The sequence below is a fragment of the Pedobacter sp. GW821-FHT01D05 genome (assembly GCF_059422505.1).
Window position 1 is genome coordinate 117,644 of sequence record NZ_JBWKXA010000006.1, and the last position, 23,972, is coordinate 141,615.

Below are 23,972 nucleotides of genomic sequence, written 5' to 3' on the forward strand. Positions count from 1 at the left end.
TTAAATTATTTTCGATTTAGATCTGTAATTAAAAGTGGATTGTCCTTCTTCAGTTTTTCGATCAGTTCTTGTACAGCACCTATTGTAGGGCTTTTTTTCAAATCTTCTACTTCTGCATTGGTAATGCCCACCAACTGTAAAAAGCTTACTTCGCCGTGAGGGGTGTCTATTTTCCCCAGTTCGGGATCTAAGGCAAAAACAAATCCCGTTATTTCAGTGTCAGTATTTAGTTTTATGGGACCGTTGGCTGGGATAAAGTGATTTTCTTCAAACCATTTTCCGCTCGAGAATACATACCTGGCCAGGTTATTCATTACGTTTATGGCCCAAATGGGATCATGCTCATCATCTTTGAATGGGACCAGTCTAAACGTAAATTCAAAACCCCATTTGCTAAATTCTCCGCCAGCTTTTTCTTCGTTATAATACAGTTCACTCATACCATAACTGATCATGTGCCGATGAAAGGTTTGGTGGCTGCTATCATAAATGCTGGCGCCATCTATCGGGTCAGTACCACCGGCTGCATAATGGATTCCGCACAATGGTGGGTAATGGCGTGCTTCCATACTGCCATATATCTTCTCCAATTGATCATCTATCGCCTGCCATCCAGGTGTATCTTCTGTGGTAAACTGTTGTTTATAAATTTCGGGGTTCATCATAATTTTTTACATTTTAAATGATGTATTTGCTTTTCAAAGATTTTGCCATTTATTCTCATAACACGTTTTTCTGCTGTTGGCTGCTGCTTTATTGGGAAAATATCGTAGTGCCGTCAATAGCCAGCGTTTTTACGTAAAAGCTCATCTGTGGAGCGGTGTTACCGCTGGTAATATAAAAGCTTTCAGACGAAGCCGCAGGCTGCGCATCTGTAAATGTCATTTTACGTGGGTTTTTTATGTCGCTAACGGTTACCATCGTAATCACGCCCGATGTATTTTTAAGCTGCCCTGCCACCCATTTAAGTAAAAATTCGTCAGGGTTCTGACCGAGTTCTATACTAATGCTGCAATTGCCATTATTAATCAATTTGCTTTCATCCTGGCTATAAAAAGGATTGTTTAATGAATAATTAGCGCCATAAAGCTTGTAGCTATAGCTGGTATTGGTGGCCTTATCCGTTAATTTTAATTCAATTTCCGCCTGCGCCTCATTTTGTGCAATTGCATTAAAACTGCATAACAATAATAAGAGGATTAGGGTTTTGTTATACCATTTAGTTTTCATAAGGGACGTTATTAAGTTGATGTTAAGAAGCAAAATTGAATTTTCCTTCGAATATTTTTCCAATGAGTGGAACAGGTTTTTCCAGTTCGTTGTTGGCTGCTATAATGCCAAGCAATAACAGTACAAATGGAATTAATAAGATGAGATAAAAAATAGCGCCTAAAGATGGAATAATCGCTAAAATAACACTGCTCAGAATGCTTAAAAGAATAGACGTGATGATCAGTCCGAGCGATTGCCCAAGGTGATAATTAACCAGTTTACTTTTTTCTGCTGATTTTTTAAACTCCAGGTAAGAAATAATCCAACCGATTAGTGTAATGTAGGCCACAATAGCCATTGTTTTCTGTTTCATGTGATTAAATTTTTGGTGAATTGAATAACTCAAAGTTATGGGCGTTTAAACCATCAGCCAAGAAAAGGCGGGCTACACAGCGACTACCTTTTTTTAAAATAGCGTCTACAAGGAGACTACAAAGGCCGTTTAAACCGCTATATTCCACTTATTTGTTGTACTTCTGCTTTTATAAAAGTGTTTCTTTTCTATTTTTGAATATGCAGCTACCACTGAAAACTTTATTAAGCCTCTTTATCTGTCTTTTCCTTTTTTTTAAAAGTGCAGAGGGCCAAAAAATCTATCTCGATTCGTTAAACCATTTACTTGCACAAAAGGGTACTACCAAAGAGCTGCGTGTAAATATATTGTGCAAGCTCGCTAAGGCTAATTTTGAAAAAAATCTTCCACTATCTTTCCAATTGGCCGATCAGGCCCTTCGGGTTAGTGCGGGATTAAAGGATGGGAAAAGTAAAGCGATGACCTATGCCACGCTGGTACATTTATATGTTTGGAAAAAAGACATGAAAAACGCCTATCAAAGCCTTGATAGTGCCATGTACTATGCAAAGAAAACAAAAGATAGGGTTACCTTAGGTTTTGTATGGTTTAGAAATGGCTGGCTAGACCTTATTAATGATGAGAATGATAAATCTATCACCAAACTCTTTAAAGCACTCGATTTTTTTAAAGGAGAAAATGCTTACGAATATGAGAGTACCATATATCATTACCTGGCCAGCTTTTATGGATATGGTAACAACCCATCCAAACAACAAAAATATGCCGATCTGTGTTATTCAACGGCAGTAAGAAGCCAGCAGGTGGATTTGTTGAATAACGCTTATTTTACCATCGGACAAACCTTTTTTGACCGCTTTAAGCTGGATACCACAAAACGTAATCTGCTGGATTCGACTTTAAAGGTTTACAAAAAATCGCTATGGCTCTCTAAAAAACAAGAAGGACGTTTGCTTGTATATAGCAATACTGCCGCAGTAGCGCTAAATACTGCCAATACCTATTTTCAGTACTTTCCGGCAACCTATCGCGATAGCGCAGAAAAATATGTGGATGAGGCGATTGAAATTGCCACAAAAACGAATTTACAGGAGATTTTATTAAATTGTTACGGGTTAAAAAGTGAATATTACCTGCGGGATGGTAATTATGATCAGGCTGAGAAAATATTATTAACTGGTTTGGGCAAAACAGAAGATGGAGTGGTTAAAATGCCGCTCACAAAGTCCAGAATATTTCAGGGCCTCTCCAATATTGCTGAGAAAAAAGGAGATAAGGCAGCAGCGCTAAATTATCTAAAAGCATACGTTGCGAATTATAAAAAAGCTTTCGACGAAGAGAAAATAAATAACACCGTCAGGATCGAGGCACAATATCAGTCTGAAAAAAAAGAACAGGAAATCGCATATCTCCATCAACAAAGTGCCTACACGAAAAAATTAAATGTTTTCTACATCATTTCGGGGCTTACCGGGATAGTAGCCTTACTTTTCCTGTTAATCTCCTACAACTATAAACTCAAAGCCTCGGTCAGGAAACAGGAGTTGATTGACCAGCAAAAGGATGCTGCAGAACTAAAAGCACAATTAAAAGAAGCCGAAGCTTTGCAGCTAAAGGCCGAGCAAGCTTTACTTAAAGAACGGCAGGAACGCCTGGAAAAAGAGGTATTAGCCGGTAATTTGCAGATTGAAGAAAAAAATGAGCTGCTGGAACTCATTTCGGGCAAGGTAAACAGTGAGAGCCATCTTTCGCTTGATGAACAGATTAAACGGATTGTGAATCAACAGAAAAAGATGGATGAACAGTTTGAAGAATATAAAATAGATTTTTTTGACGCCAATCCTGCTTTTTTTGAACGCCTGCAAGAGAAAGCAAACCATACACTTACCCGGCTCGATTTAAAATATTGTTCTTATATGTTGATGGGTTTGACCAATAAGGAGGTTTCCATCCGTTTGGGCATCGAACCTAAGAGCGTGCGCATGAGCCGCTACCGGATTAAACAAAAACTGGGCTTGGGAAAAGATGACGATCTTAATCTGTTTCTTCAGCATTTAGGTCATTAATAGTACTTGAGGCAATATAGCTGTTTCGGGCGGTGAAGAATCGGAAATATATGGTATGTAAATAATCCTTACAGCAATATGTGCAATGTTATATTTAAGGCCCTGGTACAGGTAAATATAATTTAACCACAGATGTTCCGATTTTCAGGAGATAAAAGAATGCACACAGATTTAGAAATTCCGTGTTTATCTGTGTGCATCTGTGATTAAAAATCCCCGATCTTTAAAATTAATTCTTTACCAATGTGGGTTTAGGCCGGTAATAAAATTCTTCTTCTTCAAAAGTATCTTCATCTCTCTTTTCTGTATGATTAGCAGGTATAAGTTCATCTATTCTCACCATAGGGCCGTTTTTAGCCAGCTCACTCCCGGCAACTTTCGACTTGAAAATAGGCCATAACAATTGTGCATACCATTGGTCGCCTTCGTAATGCGAAATGCCATAAGCCTTAGGGTATTTGCGGGTAATTAAAGCGGTGCCAAAAATAATATCCCATAAGAAAAACATATTGCCGAAGTTGCCCTTATAGTAACCCACGCCATCATCTGTTGTAGCCGCATGGTGCGCATGGTGGGTAGCAGGCGTAGAAATCGTTCTTTCTAATACCCAGGCCAGTGGGTGCAGTATTTTGTATTTGTAAAAAGGTTTATCCCACGGAATACTCGAGTGGGCCAGGGTGGTAATGGTACCTTTAATTCCCCTCACCACAATGGCTGGTAGGCCAAGTCCTAAATAGACCAGGGCTGTGGTTAAGTAGGTTTGTGAAAAAAAGAGGGTATAAATGGCATTCTGTCTGCTGGCCATGGCCATACCCATGTACGATGCAGAGTGGTGAGTACGGTGAAAACGCCATAACCACGGAATTTCATGGTGCAGCCTGTGGTACCAATACTGGGTAAGATCATCGGCAATGGCAATAATGATGCAGCCCCAAAAAAAAGGAACCCACTCAAAGGTATTCTTTAAGCCAGGCAGTACGGCTGGTAAAAATTTTAAACCATAGTAGGCCACAATTGGCCTGATTACCAACCTGGGCAGGGTAAAGCAGGCAATATCAACAAAACGTTCGTTTTTTGGCCACTTACCTTTATATAGGCCAAAAGAAAATTCAAGTACGCCAATAAAGAATACTAAAAAGGGAAAACCGAAACCATTCAGGTTTTCGATTATGTTTTTGATAAAATTAATTACTGGTTCCATTGCTTGATGAATTTTTAGGGTTTACAGACTTAGTTTTTTCAGCTTTATGCTGTTGTTTTAACCAGGGCCTATCGCCGGTAATGTAAAATGTAACGAACATTAACACAATGGGCAATACATAGATAAAGAGGCTTAATACCGCATTTCTAATGATTTTCTGTCGGGTTTTTTCTTCGATTTTCATGGTTCATAGAATTTTAGTTTTTGTTAATGGTTTGTGGTGCTGGCTTGTTGCCAAGTAATCGTTGGGTAAGGTAAAGGCCACCAAAAATGATGATAAAGGGGATCAGCGTTACAATAATGCCCACCAATATCTTTTTTCCTAAGATGCTAAAGTCTGATACTGTCATTTTTTTCTTTCTTTTTTAAATTAATAATTAATTACATCCGGGATTTTGGATGAGTAGCGTATTAAGTTCTCTTTCGGTTTGAGGGATAGGAAACAGCCGATTTTTCGGAGATTTTTTTGAGCACATCTACATAAATATTACCGCCCTGTCTTACCAGATCGAACCAGCGATAGCCTTCCTGGATAAATTCTTTGAAGGGAATTTTTGTCCGGTGCGGAACGCAAAGCTTCCATCGGCTGCGCGGGTTACGGCATGTGTAGTTCCTTTTATGGCCAAAACCACATTGCCGATAGGCTGTTTCGTTATCGAATCTTTTACTGATCCTATTATCGTTGAGCTAATGATTGGGGTACTTTGCTGTGCGCTTGCATTTTTGGTAAAGATGGCAATTGCAAGAAATACCATCAGCCTGGCGGCTATTTTTTTTCTATGGATAGGTTTTTCCATATATTTATGCAGTTTTATTTAATGATTTGAATTGTTAGTAAAACTTGATAACCAGAAGTGATTGGCGTTACAATGGTTATCGAATAATATCCGGCAGGGCTTCCCTGTCGGGTTTGTTTTTTATGATAGACACTATCTCATTTTGTACGCTGTTTAAAAAGCTACACTTCTGCAGTTAGCCTTAGGCCAGTAATTATTTAATAAAGAAAAATGGGGGTGATGAGCGCTGCTGTATCAGCAACAACAGGAAAGGCACATTCGCATGGAAACATATTGTAAATGGTGCATTGTACTTTTTAATTTGTCGTTAATATAATTAACATCATTTTGACAAATATATATAAAATTTTCATAAAGACTATAAAAACTATAGAATTTATAGTTTTTATGAAAAAAGCCATTCATTCCTAAAATAAAATTTAAGGCTTCACCAAATAAAGATCAGTAAGGAGAGCTTATTCTAAGTTTTTTAATCGTGGTGTTGAGGAGGATATTCTAATTTCTTTACGCTCTTTAGGAGAGGAGAGCCTGTAAAACAGTAGCCAATAAGTGATGGCCATAATCAACATACCTAAGAGCGCACTGATTATATCATTCCTTTTCATACTTGTCTTGCTGCAAAAAAAATGCCGATACGCCGATATCGATCCCAATAATTGTTTTTCTTCTTCTTTTTTATTGATTTTTAATTTTTACGAACAAAGTTACAGGTCTGCTTTTGGGAAGCGAGGAGGGCTCTGGACACACTATAAACAAAAAAAGCCCAGATAATTAGGGCTTTTTTATTGCGATAATATATTTCGCTATACCTGGAGGAACTTAAAGTTTTATTTCTCCGGTAGTGGGGTGAGGTTATTTTGATTGATATTTCTGTCCTAAATACTGGTGCCTGATAATAGTCTGCTGTAATGGGTGGTGGCATTTCCATCTCTGAGCGCTTTATAATGTGGCGACATAATTTCTACTCCGGCCTGGTTAAACTGATCCTGGATGTTTGCATGCAAAGCAGAATAGATTACGGCCTGCCGGTTTGGCGATTGAGTAAAGGCATTTAATTTATGACTTACAAAATTTATCTTACGTCCAATAACTGTTTAATGATTCAATTTACATAACTGAATGAACTTTGGGCACGGAATCGCACGATCAAGCCTCCTGGAATATTCTTCATTAACATTAAATCCTAAAGAATATGCTAAAATCATGTTATAGGAACACAAAAACTTTTCAATCAAAAAAAGTTCAAACAGTGCAAGGCCATCAACATATTTACTACGATTTGCATTGGTTGGGGAGTAAATCCTTTCGAAATGTTAGCAAACTAATAATGGGAACTTATTCCACCCTCAGAGGAGTGACAGTTTTCATAAAAGAAAAAAGCCTGAAATCAGAAGATTTCAGGCTTTAATTTTTGGCGGAGAGCGAGGGATTCGAACCCCCGGACCTGTTACAGTCAACAGTTTTCAAGACTGCCGCATTCGACCACCCCCTTACTAGCGCAAGTCTTAGTGGGGAGGGCAGCTGGGTGGATGACTTGTGCATTCATTATATTTAACTAGCTGAGATTTTTTTAGAGATTAATGTGTTGATTTAATGAAAGCCCAAGTGAGGCTTTTGAGGTAGTGGGCGCTAAGATTTGCGCTAGATGGAGGAAAAGAGTAAATTTTTGTGAATTTCAAACACATTGATTTTGTCCAAATTTTAAGGGTTTCTCCCTGCTAAATCAATTTGCTATATTTAGCCTATGATGCGCTCCACTACAATTTTCCTTTTATTATTTTCCTTCCACATTTCGGCAAATGCTCAAAAGAGAATGATCGTTAAGGAGGATACAGTTTTGGCCTACACTTATCAGGAAGCCTCTACGACAGTCTCTTCTCTAGATAAATTGCCGCCTAATATACAAAAGCAGGTTGAAACGATAATGAAGGACTCTTTTTGGGAATTCAAAGATTCTCTCCATTTTATCAATGCCCAGATTGTTGATGTACTAAAATACCTCGAGGATGGCGATCCCCATAAAAGGCACTGGGTTGTTCCTAAATACGAACTTAACTTTTACTTAAAGGATACCCCTATTGGAATCCAACGTTACAACATCACACTTCACCTGGATGATTATGGACAAATTCTGCAACTCAATTGGCCAAGAGAAGGAGCGGGTAGCAGAAAAATGTTCCTAGCACGCAAAGCAATAAAAGAATTCGCATTCAAGGAGGCAAAAGAACGCAGATACAACCTTCACAAGTTTGAAGTAAGTTTTGAATACAATGAACAATTTCGCCGACTTTGCTGGGAGTTTTCTTTCTTAGACCACATGGAGATAGGTGCTGCTTATTACAATTTCATAAAAGTGCCCTGGGATGAGTTACTTATAATCGATAGCACTAAAAAAGACAACTAATATGGTTTGTCAACGAATTTAAATAAAAGTATGGCTATTCATCTTCACTGCACACAAAGCAAGATATTAATGGGAATTTGATCGATGGATTGTAAAGCGCTTTCAGTGAAAAAGAGCACGAACAGATGTAGCACATACTACGTTAGGACTTAAGGGAACAGCACGCCGTTGAATTGATTAATGCCGATAGAGTAACAGATTCAGGATCAGTGCTGAGATAAATGTCAACACTCCAACAATCGAGCTTGTTTATTATGATAGGATATTTCTAGAAATGATTCCGGAACTCAAAACAAAGGATTGGAGTTATCGGTTGCTCGAAAAATGCTTGCGCTTTATTAGCCCCTTAATAGCGCAAGTTTCAGTAGGGAGGCAGCTGGTTGGGTGACTTGCGCATTAATTAGCTGGGATTTTTTTGAAGGTTAATGCATTGATTAACGAAAGCCCAAGTCAGGCTTTTGCTAAGGCAATGGGCGCTAAGACTTGCGCTAGATGGGGCCGAAATGAAAAAAGCCTGAAATCAGAAGATTTCAGGCTTTAATTTTTGGCGGAGAGCGAGGGATTCGAACCCCCGGACCTGTTACAGTCAACAGTTTTCAAGACTGCCGCATTCGACCACTCTGCCAGCTCTCCGCTGCAAAAGTACGAACTTGGCGCAAATCTGCAAATGATTTTCATTCAAATATTTGCATAAATATTTTAAGCGTTGCTAATCATTTAGTTAGCTCGCATAAAAACTTCTAAAAAAACAAATAAACGGCCAATAATGGCCATTTTAGCTACAATTTTGGGCTTTAGGTTTAAACTAAAGCGCCTGTTTAGGGTAAATTTTTTCCCGGTCTACCGATAAAATACCATTTCCCTCAATTGCAAAACAAACCAGTCCGATTAATACGGAGACCGAAAACCAAAATTCTGAATAGGGTTTAAAAATACCACCAGAAATATTCACAAAGAATACCGCCCCGATCAGTATTGGTAAATTAACCAGGCAGAATACACGGGTATGTGTGCCCAGGGTAATGGCTAAGCCTCCAATTAGGTGTAACATAATAATCAGGTGCGCCAGTAAGCTAATGCTCACAGCTGTGCCTAAGAAAGCGCCCCTCATTAAATTACTAAAGGCTTGCATATTGATGTAAAAATCAATACCCTTCCAAATTAAAATAAGGCCTAATAAGATTCTAAAATAGTCTAACCATTTTGGGTGATGGTGATCGCCCCAGCTTTGGATTTTCTTAAGCATGTTCATAACTTCTATATTTTGGTTATAACAATTTACGGAAAAATAAAGAAAATAACAATAGCTAGCTAATTGTTTGATTTTGAGATGGAAAATAACACGCTTCAATTCTTGATGTGCTTAATTTACTAATTATCTACACGCAATTGAATGGCCGGAAATGTACGTTAATATCTTTCGACTCCGATACCATTAGACTTCAATAAAAAGAGTCGTCATCTCGACTGAAGCGCAGTCCCGAACTTTCGGGAGAGAGATCTATATACGTAGATTTCTCGGCTACGCTGCACTCCGCTCGAAATGACGATTTATCTTAGTTTATATACGCTTCAATCCTTGGTAGCCCTTTAAAATTAGCCTTTCTTCTTCTCCGCTATTTTATTGTTTACGTAATCAGTGGGCGACATGCCGAACTGTTTGGCAAAGTTTCTTCCAAAGTGAGATTGAGAACTATAACCAACCATTTCTGAGATTTCGTAAATTTTTAATACCCCTTCATTTAAAAGCTCGGCAGCTTTTTTTAGCCTTGCCAAATTAATCAGTTCGTTTGGACTAAGGTTTGAAATGGATTTAATTTTCCGGTATAAGGTTGGCCGGCTCATATTCATCTTTTCTGCCAGATGCTCCACATCCAGCTCCTGATTGCTGATGTTCTTGTTAATGGTATCCTGTAATTTTTCTAAAAACAGCTCGTCTGCCTTTGAATAAGCAATACTTTTAAGGTGGAGCAGGGGAGAGCTCGCGAAATATTCCTTGATCTTGTTCCTGTTTTTAATCAGGCTCGAAATCTGTACCTGTAAAAATTCCGGAGAAAAGGGCTTTTCTACATAGGCATCGGCACCCAGTTCTAAACCTTCAATTTTAGATTGCAATGAATTTTTTGCAGTAAGGAGGATAACGGGGATATGGCTGAATTCTAAGGTAGATTTTACTTTCGCACAAAATTCGAAACCGTCCATTTCCGGCATCATTACATCGCTTATGATGAGCTGAACAATTTCACGCTGTAATATTGCTAATGCTTCTATACCGTTTCTGGCCTGTAGTACGTGGTATTTTTCTTCCAGATCATCTGAAATGAAATCAAGAATATCTTCATTATCATCAACCAGTAACACGACAGATCTTTCCATATCCTCAGCATCTTTTATGGTCAGCTTGCCTACAATTTCTTCCATTTTCCGTTCAGGTTAAATTCTATAAGTTGATGGATAGGCAGTTCCAATACAAATATATTAAAATCACGATCATTAAAATCTAAATAAAGCTCTCCGCTATGTAGTTGAGCAAGCGATTTCGAAATCGATAAACCTATTCCCGTTCCTGCCTTTATTTCGGTTTCTTTGCCCCTAAAAAAAGGTTCAAATATCTTGTCTTTAATTTCAATGGGGATGTTATGTCCGTCGTTTTTTACCCTCACCGCAAACTTATCGCCTTCCTGCAATGATAAATTGATCTGTACCATGGTTTTTCCATATTTAATGGCATTGTCTACCAAATTGCTGATCATTTTGTAAAAAGCCTCAACGTCGATATAAGCATAGAGTTTTTTCTCAGGTAAATGCAGGTTATACTTCATGTCCTGTTGTTCTGCAGCGGGTTGAAACTGAAGAAATACATCTTTGAGGATTTCTGAAATATCGGCCTTTACGAAGTTTAGCGAAAATTCGCTGGTTTCGGTTTTTCTGAAATCCAGTAACTGATTGGTCAATTTGAGCAACCTATCCGTGTTCCGTCCCATAATCCGTAAATTCTTTTCTATTGCAGGTATGGCATCGGCCTGTTTAATCAGTTTCTCCATCGGGCCGATAATCAGTGTGAGCGGTGTCCTGATTTCGTGGGCAACATTGGTAAAGAATTCGATTTTCGCCTGATACACTTCTTTTTGTTTTTCATGTTCAAAAACTTCCATTCTTCTGCTGTTTTTTAACGCAATTTTTCGGTGGTATCTCCGTATCAGGAAGAAAATAATTCCTCCTGCGACGATCAGATAAAGCAGATAGGCGATAGGGCTGAGGTAAAAAGGAGGACGGATTTTGATCAGTAATTTGGCATTTTTGGTACTCCAGGTACTACTTCCTTCAACCAATGCTTTCACTTCAAAAATATAATTCCCGGGGGCAAGTTTGGTAAAATAAACTTTCCTGTTGGTTTTTAAATATTCCCAGTTTTTATAAAGCCCTGTCATTTTATAGGCATACTCTGTCATTTCGGGCGAGAGATAACTTAATGCCGCAAAATCGATACTAAAAGAAGATTGGTTATAGTTCAGTTCGATGGTATCGGCATAAACGATCGATCTGTTAGAAACAGAATCTGTCCCATTTGCACCGATTTCTGAACTGTTGATCTGAAACCCGGTTAAAAATACAGGCGTTTGGTAAGCTGTTGCCTTTAAGTTTGCGGGGTTGAAGCTGACCAGCCCTTTTACGCTCCCAAAATAGGTTCGGCCATCCTCATCCTGATAGGCAGAACTGTAGTTGAACTGATCGGTAAGCAATCCGTTGGCTTTAGTATAGGTTTTGTTAAGGCCTGTGTTGGGGTCAAAATGGATAAGCCCCCTGGTACTGCTAATCCAAAACTTGTTTACAGCATCTTCTTCAATCCGGAACAGGTAATTGCTGGGAAAACCATTTTTTATTCCATAACGCTTAAACTGATGTGTTTGCTGATCAAATCTGCAAAGTCCGCCACCATCTGTGGTTACCCAAATGTGTTGTTTACTGTCTTCAAAAATACTATTTACGGTATTATGGCTTAAACTGTTCGCATCCCCAGGGCTATTTCGGTAGTTCACATATCCAGGTTTAGATAGGTTAAACTGAAATAAACCATCATTAAAACTGCCCGCCCACATATTGCCCTTACTGTCTTCAATAACCGAATCGTAAAAAATAAAGGGGAGACCGGCAATAGGTTCAAAATCATCGCGCTTGCGGTTATAACGGTAAATTCCATTAATGGTTCCAACTAAAATTTCACCAGACCGTGTTTTACAGAAAGTAACAATAAAGTTGGTGCGTAAGGCATTTCCAACACCTGCCTGGTAATGTTTAATTACTTTTTCTGTTTTCAGGTCTAAAACATCCAATCCATGTTCGAAAGTGCCAACCCAGAGTTTGTCGCCATCAACCAATAAACCGTGGATATTGGAATAGGCGATGCTTCCAGGTTTTCCATCGGGTAAGAAGTGTTTAAATATTCCTGTTTTTATATCGAGTTTATTCAGGCCGGCATCTTCCGTACCGATCCAGAAATTTCCGTTGCCATCCCTCGTAATTTCCCTTACATCGCTCCCACTGATCGAATTAGTGCCTTTTTGCGGAAAGTATTTGGTAAAGAGTGAAGTATGGCTCGAATAGTAATTTACACCGCCAAAATAGGTGCCTGTCCAAACGCCTCCTTCGCGGTCAAGGCAAATGGTGTAAACGGCATTATCGCTTAAAGAATAATCGTTATTGTACTGTTTTTTAATGTGGATAATCGCTCCATTTTCATCATTGTAAATGTAAATGCCCGATTCGGTGGCAATCCAAAACTCATGAGGGCCTGTTTTTTTGATATCCCGAACAAAAATTGGTGTTTGGTCGTCGTTTAACCGGAGTATATTTTTCGATGCTAAAGTAACAGGGTTGAAAAGTTTGACACCTTGATTGGTGGTGCCTACCAGTAAATTCCCACTTTCGGTTTCTGCAATTCTGGATACCCAGCCATATTCGGTTTTGGCATTTTTACCATTGATATTAAAACGCTGAAAATTATTCGCTTTGGGATTGTATTTTTCGAGGGTCCCCCTTCCGGTACTGATCCATACACTGCCATCTTTTAAAACCGTTACCAGGGAGGCGTCGAAAGGTGCACTATGCGTAAAAGCCCGTACCGTCTTAGTGCGCTTTTGATAAAGGTATATTTTGAATGAAGATAAGATCCATAAATTTCCATGCAGATCGCTGGCCAGATCTATAATCCGCATCCCTTTGGTTTCTTTGATGATGCTGAAGCGCTCGTTAGCCGGATTGTATTGGTACACGCCGCTGTTGGTGCCTACCCAAAGTGTTTGCTCCCGATCGTGGTGAAGTGCATAGATTAAATCGTTGCCTAAACTGCCGGCCTGGTCTGGGTCGTGGCGATAGGTTTTAAAAGAATAGCCATCAAAGCGGTTTAAGCCATCTTTTGTGCCAAACCACATAAAACCGTTTCCATCCTGCACACTACAAAAGGCGGTATTGTTAGAAAGTCCGTTTTCTACCTGATAATGCCTGAAATAATAAGGTTGTGCCCACAGCAGGTGCACCGAAAACAAAAGACATAAAAGGATGAAGAGTTTTTTCAAGATATCTTGGTCAGCTGCATCAAATATATTAAAGAAATGCTTTGCTTTCAGGCTAAATTGAATTTGAGCGGATACGTAGAAAGATTGAGACAGATTCCATTTTTATTTGGGAAAGCCCTAAAGATTTAAGAAACTCAAATTTTATAGGCCTGAAAACTCTCAACTGCCAATAGCAGGCTAATCTGCGTATTATTCTTCTTTATAAAACTGTTAACTGCCAATTGCAAACTAATCCGGGCGTTACCTAAGCTGCGCAAAGGTCAGGCTTTTCAGGGCTGCGCTTCGCTCCGGTACCGATGAAGGATCGGTACTGAACCCTTACAATCCCTAACGCAAAAAATCGGCGAGGCTGATTTCAATAGCGCTACAGGCCTTTGTTAAATAAACCTGATAGAACGTAAAGCCCGGAGCGAAGCATGAGTGAGGACTTGAAGAGATAGCAGGGCTTTCCTAACCGAAATGTGCCAGCCTCTCATTTCCAAAAAACTGTTGCTTAAGATCCTGAGCTGAACTCAGGATGACGCATTGAGTGGCATTTTCCGTTTTTCTGTGCCTCCGTGGCAAAACTAACTTCTCAATTACAAATCGAGACAAAATGAAGAAAGATTGATACAAATGCGTATCCCTCTGAAAAGCTAAAAACCGAATCTTTGGATAAGAATTAAATAGAACTAAATCCATTTAGCTCTTTAACTAACCAAATCCCTAACCTAATATGAAAAGAAGTTTATTCTCTTATGGTGGCTTTGTCTGCCTGGATTGGTATCCGCTTCAAAAAATGTTTTTGAAACGTGAAGTCCTCTCCGCTATTTTTACTTCCATCACCTTAATCTTACTTTCCTTTCAGCTCAGTGCCCAGGAGCAAACAGCTGTTACCGGAACAGTAACTGATGAAAAGGGCGAAACGGTAGTTGGTGCCAGTATTAAAGTTAAGGGTACCAATACAGGAGTAACTACAGATGGTAATGGAAAATTCAAAATTCAGGTAAGCGATAAAAATGCTACCCTGATCTTTATTTATGTGGGATACGCCAATCAGGAAGTTGCATTGGCTGGTCGTACACAAATCAATATTAGCCTTAAGCCTTCTAATAACGACCTGTCTGAAGTTATTGTGGTGGGCTACAACACACAGAAAAAGGAAGCCATTACGGGCGCCATTTCATCAATCAGTAGCAAAGACCTCGAAAAAGTGCACGGCGGTTCTACGGTAAGTACAGGCTTGGCCGGAAAGCTGCCAGGTGTATCTTTCAGGATGCCTGACGGAAGACCTGGTGCGAGCGCCAATATCCAGATCCGTAACATGGGTAACCCGCTTTATGTTATCGATGGTATTCAACAGGATGCTGGCCAGTTCAATAACATTTCACCTAACGATATCGAAAGTATCAGTGTGCTTAAAGATGCGTCGGCTGCTATTTATGGTAGCAGGGCATCAAACGGTGTAATTTTGGTAACCACCAAAAGGGGGAAAAACAGTACCCGCAATACTTTTAGTGTTGATGCTTACACGGGCTGGCAGAACTGGGTACGTTTTCCGGAAACGACCAATGCTTACCAGTGGAAAGTGGGACAGGCTACTGCAGAAATGAACCAGAACGGATCAACCAGTATTACCCAGGCCGAACTGGATAAATGGAAAGCGGGTACAGAGTATGGCTATCAGAGTCAAAACTGGAAAGATATTATTATTGCACCAAACGCTCCGCAAACTTCAGTAAACCTAAGTGCTTCGGGCGGAAGTGACCGGGTAAACTATTACTTTTCTGCTACCCGTTTAGATCAGAAGGGTGTATATGGAACGGCAAGGGAATTCGAATTTAACCGGACCAATATTCAGAGTAATATCGAAGCTAAAATAACCGACCGTTTTAAAGTGGGGATGCTCATCAATGGCCGTATCGAAAGCCGCGATCAGCCAGGTGTACCCGGAGGAGATGATTACTGGGCGGCCCGTTTTGCCTTGTTGAGGAACAGACCTACTGAGCAGGCTTATGCCAATGGCAATCCGAATTACCCGAACGATATCGGGCACAATACCGAGCAGTTCGCTGTTCAGAGTAAAGCCTTAAGCGGTTATTGGAAATCAGACTGGAGGGTTTTACAGACCAATTTATCAGCCTCTTACGAAACGCCCATTAAAGGTTTGGAAATAAAAGGTTTATATTCTTATTACATTGCCGATAACGTAATTAATGGACATGAATATACCTATAATGTATATACCTACCATCCGGAAACGGGCATTTACGAACAAAAAGTAGGCAGTTCAAACCCGTACAGAGAACGTAGGAACGAAAAAGTATACACCAATACCTATCAGCTTCAGGCCAATTATAACCGCACTTTTGGTAAACACACCGTAGGTGGCGTTTTTGTAGCCGAGCGTTTAGACCGTTTTAGAACTTATACCTTTCAACACGCTGTACCACAAACTAATATTTTACCTGTGCTGCAGTTTGCCGATATGGATGGGCAGGATTTTGCTGATATACAGGAAGAACAGGCCCGTATCGGTTATGTAGGTAGGTTAAATTACAACTACGACAATAAATATTACCTGGAGCTTTCCGGTCGTAGAGATGCCTCTTGGAAATTTGCACCCGATAGGCGTGTAGGTTATTTCCCTTCTGCATCAATTGGATGGAGGATTACACAAGAGAAATTTATGAAATCGCTTCTAGGCGAAAGCAACATCTTAAACGATTTGAAACTTCGTGCTTCTTATGGCGTATTAGGGGATGATGATGTGGGGATCGATCCTTTTGCCTATATCCCGGGTTATAACTACAATCAGGGCAGCGTGATATTGGATGGAAAAAACATTACTACTTCAAGAGATAAGGGGCCGATTATCAATAACCTGAGCTGGTTTAAAAGCAAAATTACCGATATCGGTCTGGATTTTACGATGTTCGGAAGCAAACTCTCGGGAACAGCAGATTATTTTTATAGAAAACGTTCAGGTTTACCCGCCATTAAAAACGACGTGATTGTTCCGATTGAACTGGGATATCCTTTAAATGTTGAAAACCTGGAGAGCGATGCACAGTTTGGAGGTGAATTCTCTTTAAACTACAGAGATAAAATCGGCGAGTTTAACTACAATGTTGGCGGAAACATTTCCATTAGCAGAAAAAAACTTTTAGAAAGATATAAACCACGTTTTGGCAACTCGTGGGAGAATTACAGAAGTAATGGTACCGATAGATATGCCGACATTTTTTGGGGTTATGAAGTAACCGGTCAGTTTCAGAGTATCGATGAAATTAATAATTACAAAGTGAATATCGATGGAAAAGGAAACCGCTCTTTATTGCCTGGCGATTTAATTTACAAGGATCAGAACGGTGATGGGATTATTGATGGTTTAGATGAAAGACCTATTGGTTATACCACTGCCGGGCAGCCTAACATTGGCTTTGGTTTCACCATCGGTGGCTCTTATAAAAACTTCGATTTTACGGCCGATTTTTCTGGTGGTGCCATGTATTCATGGAACCAGAACTGGGAGCAGCGTTGGGCATTCCAGAACGGAGGTGCTTTGCTGCAGAATTTTGCTGATGACAGTTGGCAACGTACTAATCTTTACGACCTTAACAGTCCATGGGTAGCTGGTAAATATCCTGCAATACGTTTTAATGATCGCGATCATAGTAACAATACCAGAAACTCGACTTTCTGGTTGCACAACGTACGTTATCTGCGTGCCCGTACACTCGAAATCGGATACACCATTCCAAAAAGATGGGCAGAAAAAATCAAGATCCAGAATGCAAGGGTATATGTAAACGGGTATAACCTGTTCTCTATCGATAACCTAAAAGATTATGGTGTAGATCCTGAGATTGCAGACGATAATGGATTGCAGTATCCACAGAACAAGTTCTTTAATATAGGCCTTAAACTAACGCTGTAACATGAAAAAGACTAATCAAATGAAAAAATATATATACGCATTTGCTGCCATTGCATGTTTAAGTTTTGCGCAGTCGTGTAAAAAAGATTCCGAATTTTTGGATAAACAGCCTACCAGTACGCTGCCGATCGACGCCGTGTGGAAAGACCCTAACCTGGTGCTTACTGTGGTTGGCGATCTATACGATCGTTTCCCTGATTTTCAACGTATCGAATCATGGTGGTTATTTGCCGATTTTGATGAGGGTTTTGCCTCAGCAGGCGGCGATTATGGTCGCCACCAGAATTTAGAATACGGATACGACGCGTGGAGATACTGGGATATGGGCGTTTACAGGCTGGTAAACGATCTGAATCTGTTTATTAAACGTGGGCAGGAAGCTACTGCTTTGAAGGCTGAAGATCGTGACCGTTTTTTAGCTGAGGCGCGTTTTATCAGGGCTGGTGTTTATTTCGAAATGGTAAAAAGAATGGGCGGTGTGCCTTTGATTACTATTCCCCTGACTTATGATTATAGCGGAGATCCAAGTTACCTGCAATACCCAAGGGCAAAGGAATCTGAAATTTACGATTTTGTGATTGCTGAACTGGAAGCCGTTAAAACCATACTTCCGGATAATGCAACCATACAGAGCAGGGCTACAAAAGCTGCAGCCCTGGCCATGGAATCGAGAGCGGCACTTTATGCAGGTTCTATTGCAAAATATAGCAATGCCCAATTAACCCTTCCGGGTGGAGAGGTTGGCATTCCTGCTGCAATGGCTAATGGTTATTTTACCAAAGCCTTAAATGCGGCAAAAGAAATTATCGATGGCGGTAAATATTCACTTTACAAAAAGAACCCAAACCTGTCTGATAATTTTGCAGCCCTTTTTACCGATAAAGGCAGCAATCCGGAGGTAATATTTGCTAAAGATTTTAAATTGAAAACCAATAAAGTACATGGTTTTACCATCGATAACCAGCCACGCTCTTCTGCCGAAGAAGCACAGGGAGGAAGGTTAAACCCCTCATTAAATCTGGTGCAGTCTTTCGAAAAACTGGATAATACCTATGCCTCTTTAGCTTCGGTTGATGGCAGTGGGAACCCGGTTTATTATACCAATATCACCGATATTTTTGCTGGCCGCGATGCGCGTTTAGCCGGTACTGTAATTCTTCCCGGAACACAGTTTAAAGGTAAAACGGTTGATATATGGGCGGGTTATCAATTAGCCAATGGTACAATTGTAACGGGCGATAATTTTGCGCAGAGTAAAAGCAATGTACTTCCCGGTAACCCAGGTTCGGTGCAGGTAGTGGGTGGTGATGGTCCTGTTGATGGACTTGAATTCAGTGCACAATCTGGTTTTTATGTGCGTAAATATTTAGATCCTGCTACAGGTTCAGGCCAGATTGGTACCCGAAGTGAGGTATGGTGGATCCGTTACCGTTATGCCGAAGTATTGTTAAATGCTGCCGAAGCCGCTTTTGAATTGGGCGATGCAGCTACTGCAGCCAATTATATTAAACCAGTAAGAGACCGCGCGGGGTTAACCACAGCACTAAGTCCGGCCGATATTACTTTCGACCGTATCGTACATGAACGTAAAGTAGAATTTGCCTTTGAAGGACATCAGCTTTGGGATATGAAACGTTGGAGACTGGCCGATAAAGTATGGAACGGCAACAATATGTCGGTTGCTGATTTTACCAATGCCAGCAATATCGGTAGCGCAATACGTACCAGCACCCAGGTGTTTGGTTTGTGGCCCTATAAATATTACAACCCAGGTAATGCCAATCACCTGAAGTATATCTTTAAAGTGATTAAACCTAGCCGTGTAACTGCAGCGCACCGCTTCCGTATCGGTAATTACTACTCTTCAATCGGGCAGGATGTACTTAATGGCAACCCGAAAATTATCAGAAACCCTAATCAATAATCAGATACAGACATGAAAAATAGATTTTATTTCATCATAGGGGCAGTTATAGCCGTGTTGTTCTCCTCTTGTAAAAAAGATAATTACGAGGCACCCGCAGCCGATTTTACAGGACGGATCGTATATAAGGGCGAAGCAATCAGTGTGCAGTATGGCCAGGTAAATTTCGAACTTTGGCAATCTGGCTTTGGCAACTACTCCGCATTAAACGTAAATGTTAATCAGGACGGTAATTACTCGGCTAAGTTATTTGATGGGAACTATAAACTGGTTTTCTCCCCAAACCAGGGTCCGTTTTTGTGGAAAAAGAATGCAGCCGGTAAACAAGATACCATCGCGATAAACATTAGCGGTAACAAAGTGATGGATATTGAGGTAATGCCTTACTACATGATCCGTAATGCCAGTTTAACCGCTGCATCTGGAAAAGTGAACGGATTCTGCAAACTGGAAAAAATTATCACTGATGCCAATGCAAAGGACATAGAAAGTGTATCGCTCTATATCAACAAAACACAGTTTGTAGATGGTGGCAATAATATCGGGGTACAAGAACTTAGAGGTGCAGCGCTTGCCGACCTTAATAACTTAAATATGAGTGTAAGTATCCCCACAATTGTACCAACACAAAATTATGTTTTTGCCAGGATAGGGGTTAAAATTGCAGGAGTAGATGACCTGATTTTTACGCCTGTTACTAAAATAAGTTTTTAAAAAAAGGAAGGTATTTTAAATCAAAATAGAATTTGTCACGTTGTCCAAAGGACTCCTACGGAGAGCTTGTCGAAACGCTTTAATCATATATTAAGCAGGTCCTTCGACAAGCTACAATGACAGATTCCTATAGAAAGGTCGTCATTGCGAGGAGGAACGACGAAGCAATCTTTCATGCTAGTGATTCTGCTATAAAGATTGCTTCGTCGGCTGAAAAAGCCTTCTCGCAATGACGATACCTTAGGATGACATGTTATGCTTTGAATATCCTAATTATCATTACCTTACCCTTAGTAAATCATGATTAAATGAAATATATTTTCGCCTTTTTTTTATGCTTCTTCGTATTTTCTATTGGTAAAAACGCATTTGCTAAGCAATTAAACGATACCATTTACCTGGCCGATCCAACGATTTTTTTAGATGGCGGTGTCTATTATTTATATGGCACCAGTGGCGATGAAGGTTTTCTGGTTTATGCTTCCAGCGACCTTAAAAACTGGACTAAACCCACTGGAAAAAATAAAGGATTTGCATTGAAAAAGGGCGATACCTTTGGAAACAAGGGTTTTTGGGCGCCGCAGGTATTTAAAAGAGGTAAAACCTATTTTATGGCCTATACTGCCGATGAGCAGATTGCCATTGCGCGTAGTAATAGCCCCGCAGGGCCTTTTGTTCAGGAAGAAATAAAAGCAATTTCAGGCATAGGCAAGCAGATCGACCCTTTTGTATTTACCGATACAGATGGAAACAACTACCTCTTCCATGTAAAGCTCGATCATGGCAACAGGATTTTTGTAGCACAACTGAAAGATGATTTGTCTGATGTAATACCCGAAACAACAAAATTTTGTTTATCGGGAACAGCACCCTGGGAAAATACAGCGAAAACCGATTGGCCGGTAACTGAAGGACCAACGGTAATCAAAAAGGAAAATCTTTACTATCTTTTTTATTCGGCTAATGATTTCAGAAATCCTGATTATGCAGTGGGTTATGCTACCTCAACCTCAGCTACCGGACCATGGATAAAGTATCAGGGCAACCCGATTATCAGTAAAAAGGTATTGAAAATAAACGGTACCGGGCATGGCGATTTCTTTATGGATAAAAACGGCGCATTACAATATGTTTTCCATACCCATCATTCCAATCGTAAAGTATCGCCAAGAGCTACAGCTATAATCAAAGCGGCCTTTATAAAAGATAAAAATGGGCACTTTCGAATGCAGATCGATCCCGAAAGCTTTCGGTTTTTAATGCAAAGTGCAGCAAAAACGTTCTAAAGATTAATTGATTGCATTTGTAGAAATATTGAGATAAAAATAGGCCGGTTTAAGAAAATAAATCGCTTTTTTTAAAGATTAACTAATCGTTGATCAAAAAACATAAAAGACGTGAAGAATTAAAATGAATGCTTTGAAAATAAGATATCTGTTTGTCGCATTGTGCCTGTTACCTGTAGCAGGTTTATATGCACAAACCTTTACCAATCCTTTATTGCCGTCGGGAGCTGATCCTTATAGTTATTACAAAGACGGATATTACTATTATACCCATACAACCGGAAACCGTGTAGATCTCTGGAAAACCAAAACCCTGGATGGCTTAAAAGATGCGGAGCGGAAAACCATATGGAAAGCACCAGCAGGAACTATGTATAGTAAAGAAATCTGGGCGCCCGAAGTGATGTTTTTGAGGGGCAAATGGTACGCTTATTTTGCAGCAGATGATGGGAGAAACGAAAACCACCGCATGTACGTTTTAGAAAATACTTCGGCCGATCCGATGAAAGGTGAGTGGGTGTTTAAAGGCAAAATTACCGATCCGACTGATAAATGGGCCATTGATGGCGATGTGATCGATTTTAAAGGCCAGTTGTATATGATCTGGTCTGGATGGGAGGGAGATGAAAACGGTAAGCAGGAAATTTTCATTGCCAAACTTAAAAACCCCTGGACAGTAGATGGGAAGCGGGTGAAGATTTCTACGCCCAAATTTAGCTGGGAAAAAATCGGAGACCTTGGTGGAGGAGCGCACGTGGATGTAAACGAAGGACCACAGTTTTTGCCTCATGGTGATAAAATGTTTATCATTTATTCGGCCAGTGGCTGTTGGACAGATTTTTATGCTTTGGGTATGCTCTCAGCTTCGGCCAAGAGCAATCTGCTCGACCCTGCCTCCTGGACAAAATCCGATCAACCAGTTTTTCAGCAATCGCCAAAAGACGGCGTTTATGCCCCGGGCCATAACTCATTTTTTAAATCGCCAGATGGAAAAGAAGATTGGATCCTATATCACGCCAATGATAAACCGGGCCAGGGCTGCGGAGGTTTCCGCTCGCCCCGGGCCCAAAAGTTTAGCTGGAATAGCGATGGGACACCAAATTTTGGAACCCCGGTAAAAGCAGGGTTGAACTTAACATCACCATCAAACCACAATAAAAAATAATCAGATATACCGATATGAATTTAAAAAACTACGCGCTACTTGCTGTCTTGAGCTTTAACATCAGCCTGGGGTTTGCGCAAAAAACTAAAAAAAGCACTGAACCTGCAAAGGTTTGGTCGATTGAAAAAGCCAATGCCTGGTACAAAGAACATAAATGGTTAACAGGTGCCAACTACATTCCTTCCAATGCCATTAACCAGTTGGAAATGTGGCAGGCCGATACTTTTTCTCCCGATCTGATCGATAAAGAACTGGGCTGGGCTGAAGGAATCGGCTTTAATACACTGCGTGTATTCCTGTTCAGTAAAGCCTGGAGTCAGGATCCTGAAGGTTTTAAAAAGAGAATGGATCAATTTTTGACTATTACCCAAAAACATGGCATTAAACCAATGTTTGTTTTTTTCGACGATTGCTGGAATAAAACTTCGGCCATTGGTAAGCAGCCCGAACCTAAAACGGGTGTTCACAATTCGGGCTGGTTGCAAGATCCCGGCGATCCGGCTTTTAAAGAAGAAGCCAATTTCCCTGAACTCGAAAAATATGTGAAAGATGTACTTACTCATTTTGCACATGATAAAAGAATTTTACTTTGGGATTTATACAATGAACCCGGAAATAGCGGGAAGTTAGAAGCCACCATCCCTTTGTTAACCAAAACCATTAGCTGGGCAAGGTCGGTTAATCCCGATCAGCCCATTTCTATCGGATTATGGAGCTGGGGTTTCGAAAAGCTTAACGAAATACAGCTGGCCAATTCAGATATTGTAACCTATCATAACTACGAGGCACCAGATTGGCACCAAAGAACCATCGATCTGTTAAAAGCCAGCGGCCGGCCGCTAATCTGCACCGAATATATGGCCCGATCGCGCAACAGCCGATTCGCTAATATTTTGCCCATGCTAAAGAACGAAAATGTAGGCGCCATTAACTGGGGTTTTGCTGCGGGTAAAACCAATACCAAATATGCCTGGGATACCCCACTTGCCGATGGATCTGATCCGATTGAGTGGTTTCACGAAATCTTTCAGCCTGATGGTACCCCATACCGCCTGGATGAAGTTAACCTGATTAAAAAACTCAATAACAAATAAATTATTGTCAGTAGGAAGATCCGAAGAAGAGATTCATAAAAATTATTGTCAGTCTGAGCGGAGTCGAAGACCATTATTTGAAAAAAAGGTCCTTCTACAGGTTACCATTGACAGGTTTCACTAAAGGGTTCGTCATTCCCGCGTAGGCGGGGATCTTAAGGCTTATTGCATTAAGATTCCCAATCGGGTTGGGAATGACGACTCCTCGCAGCCTATCAATTCAAAAAATGTCATTCATATT

19 protein-coding genes and 1 tRNA gene are annotated in these 23,972 nt (G+C 40.2%); 8 read left to right on the plus strand and 12 right to left on the minus strand.

Going from position 1 to position 23,972, the window contains the following annotated elements:
- Nucleotides 1-5 precede the first annotated feature (5 nt).
- The 3 genes from AC07VK_RS20135 to AC07VK_RS20145 form a co-directional block, all read right to left on the minus strand.
- Nucleotides 6-665, minus strand: coding sequence for a suppressor of fused domain protein (locus AC07VK_RS20135; RefSeq protein WP_492954480.1), 660 nt, complete (start codon nucleotides 663-665; stop codon nucleotides 6-8).
- An 88-nt stretch (nucleotides 666-753) separates the two neighbouring features.
- The gene (locus tag AC07VK_RS20140; protein WP_492954481.1) at nucleotides 754-1,230 is read right to left on the minus strand and encodes a hypothetical protein; all 477 of its coding nucleotides are present in this window, start codon (nucleotides 1,228-1,230) and stop codon (nucleotides 754-756) included.
- Between the two features lie 22 nt (nucleotides 1,231-1,252).
- Complete coding sequence (locus AC07VK_RS20145) at nucleotides 1,253-1,585, minus strand: magnetosome magnetite crystal formation protein family (protein WP_426327951.1); 333 nt, start codon at nucleotides 1,583-1,585, stop codon at nucleotides 1,253-1,255.
- Nucleotides 1,586-1,785: 200 nt separating this feature from the next.
- Here AC07VK_RS20145 and AC07VK_RS20150 point away from each other — a divergent pair, with 200 nt between their 5' ends.
- The gene (locus AC07VK_RS20150) at nucleotides 1,786-3,651 is read left to right on the plus strand and encodes a LuxR C-terminal-related transcriptional regulator (RefSeq protein ID WP_492963026.1); all 1,866 of its coding nucleotides are present in this window, start codon (nucleotides 1,786-1,788) and stop codon (nucleotides 3,649-3,651) included.
- Between the two features lie 229 nt (nucleotides 3,652-3,880).
- Here the strand turns inward: AC07VK_RS20150 and AC07VK_RS20155 are convergent, their stop codons facing one another.
- The 5 genes from AC07VK_RS20155 to AC07VK_RS20175 form a co-directional block, all read right to left on the minus strand.
- Nucleotides 3,881-4,852 (minus strand): sterol desaturase family protein, encoded by a 972-nt coding sequence (locus AC07VK_RS20155; RefSeq protein WP_492963024.1) that lies wholly within the window; start codon nucleotides 4,850-4,852, stop codon nucleotides 3,881-3,883.
- Entirely contained in the window at nucleotides 4,836-5,036 is a 201-nt protein-coding gene (locus AC07VK_RS20160; RefSeq protein WP_492963022.1) for a hypothetical protein, read from the minus strand. Before AC07VK_RS20160 ends, AC07VK_RS20155 begins: the two co-directional genes overlap by 17 nt.
- Before the next feature lie 13 nt (nucleotides 5,037-5,049).
- Nucleotides 5,050-5,202 carry a hypothetical protein gene (locus AC07VK_RS20165; RefSeq protein WP_492954484.1) on the minus strand — a complete coding sequence of 51 codons (153 nt, stop codon included), beginning with the start codon at nucleotides 5,200-5,202 and terminating at the stop codon, nucleotides 5,050-5,052.
- Between the two features lie 150 nt (nucleotides 5,203-5,352).
- Nucleotides 5,353-5,649, minus strand: a complete 297-nt coding sequence (locus AC07VK_RS20170) for a hypothetical protein (RefSeq protein WP_492963020.1) — start codon at nucleotides 5,647-5,649, stop codon at nucleotides 5,353-5,355.
- 875 nt (nucleotides 5,650-6,524) lie between these two features.
- Nucleotides 6,525-6,653: a hypothetical protein gene (locus tag AC07VK_RS20175; protein WP_492963018.1), complete on the minus strand. Its 129-nt coding sequence runs from the start codon at nucleotides 6,651-6,653 to the stop codon at nucleotides 6,525-6,527.
- A 740-nt stretch (nucleotides 6,654-7,393) separates the two neighbouring features.
- Between AC07VK_RS20175 and AC07VK_RS20180 the strand changes: the two genes are divergently transcribed.
- On the plus strand, nucleotides 7,394-8,053 hold the full coding sequence (locus AC07VK_RS20180) for a hypothetical protein (RefSeq protein WP_492963016.1): 660 nt from the start codon (nucleotides 7,394-7,396) through the stop codon (nucleotides 8,051-8,053).
- Nucleotides 8,054-8,598: 545 nt separating this feature from the next.
- Here the strand turns inward: AC07VK_RS20180 and AC07VK_RS20185 are convergent.
- From AC07VK_RS20185 to AC07VK_RS20200, 4 genes are all read right to left on the minus strand, one after another.
- Nucleotides 8,599-8,686, minus strand: a tRNA-Ser gene (locus AC07VK_RS20185).
- A gap of 172 nt (nucleotides 8,687-8,858) precedes the next feature.
- Nucleotides 8,859-9,299 (minus strand): DoxX family protein, encoded by a 441-nt coding sequence (locus AC07VK_RS20190; RefSeq protein WP_492954487.1) that lies wholly within the window; start codon nucleotides 9,297-9,299, stop codon nucleotides 8,859-8,861.
- Nucleotides 9,300-9,649: 350 nt separating this feature from the next.
- Nucleotides 9,650-10,474 carry a response regulator transcription factor gene (locus tag AC07VK_RS20195; protein WP_492963013.1) on the minus strand — a complete coding sequence of 275 codons (825 nt, stop codon included), beginning with the start codon at nucleotides 10,472-10,474 and terminating at the stop codon, nucleotides 9,650-9,652.
- On the minus strand, nucleotides 10,459-13,629 hold the full coding sequence (locus tag AC07VK_RS20200) for a ligand-binding sensor domain-containing protein (RefSeq protein ID WP_492963011.1): 3,171 nt from the start codon (nucleotides 13,627-13,629) through the stop codon (nucleotides 10,459-10,461). The genes AC07VK_RS20195 and AC07VK_RS20200 overlap by 16 nt, the downstream gene beginning before the upstream one ends.
- A 715-nt stretch (nucleotides 13,630-14,344) precedes the next feature.
- Here AC07VK_RS20200 and AC07VK_RS20205 point away from each other — a divergent pair.
- From AC07VK_RS20205 to AC07VK_RS20230, 6 genes are all read left to right on the plus strand, one after another.
- Complete coding sequence (locus AC07VK_RS20205; RefSeq protein WP_492963009.1) at nucleotides 14,345-17,548, plus strand: SusC/RagA family TonB-linked outer membrane protein; 3,204 nt, start codon at nucleotides 14,345-14,347, stop codon at nucleotides 17,546-17,548.
- Between the two features lie 19 nt (nucleotides 17,549-17,567).
- The gene (locus tag AC07VK_RS20210; RefSeq protein ID WP_492963007.1) at nucleotides 17,568-19,472 is read left to right on the plus strand and encodes a RagB/SusD family nutrient uptake outer membrane protein; all 1,905 of its coding nucleotides are present in this window, start codon (nucleotides 17,568-17,570) and stop codon (nucleotides 19,470-19,472) included.
- A gap of 12 nt (nucleotides 19,473-19,484) precedes the next feature.
- Nucleotides 19,485-20,186, plus strand: a complete 702-nt coding sequence (locus AC07VK_RS20215) for a DUF3823 domain-containing protein (RefSeq protein ID WP_492955525.1) — start codon at nucleotides 19,485-19,487, stop codon at nucleotides 20,184-20,186.
- 308 nt (nucleotides 20,187-20,494) lie between these two features.
- Nucleotides 20,495-21,472, plus strand: a complete 978-nt coding sequence (locus AC07VK_RS20220) for a glycoside hydrolase family 43 protein (protein WP_492963005.1) — start codon at nucleotides 20,495-20,497, stop codon at nucleotides 21,470-21,472.
- A 124-nt stretch (nucleotides 21,473-21,596) separates the two neighbouring features.
- Nucleotides 21,597-22,637, plus strand: a complete 1,041-nt coding sequence (locus AC07VK_RS20225; RefSeq protein WP_492963003.1) for a glycoside hydrolase family 43 protein — start codon at nucleotides 21,597-21,599, stop codon at nucleotides 22,635-22,637.
- 14 nt (nucleotides 22,638-22,651) lie between these two features.
- Entirely contained in the window at nucleotides 22,652-23,731 is a 1,080-nt protein-coding gene (locus AC07VK_RS20230; protein ID WP_492963001.1) for a glycoside hydrolase 5 family protein, read from the plus strand.
- Nucleotides 23,732-23,972 lie beyond the last annotated feature (241 nt).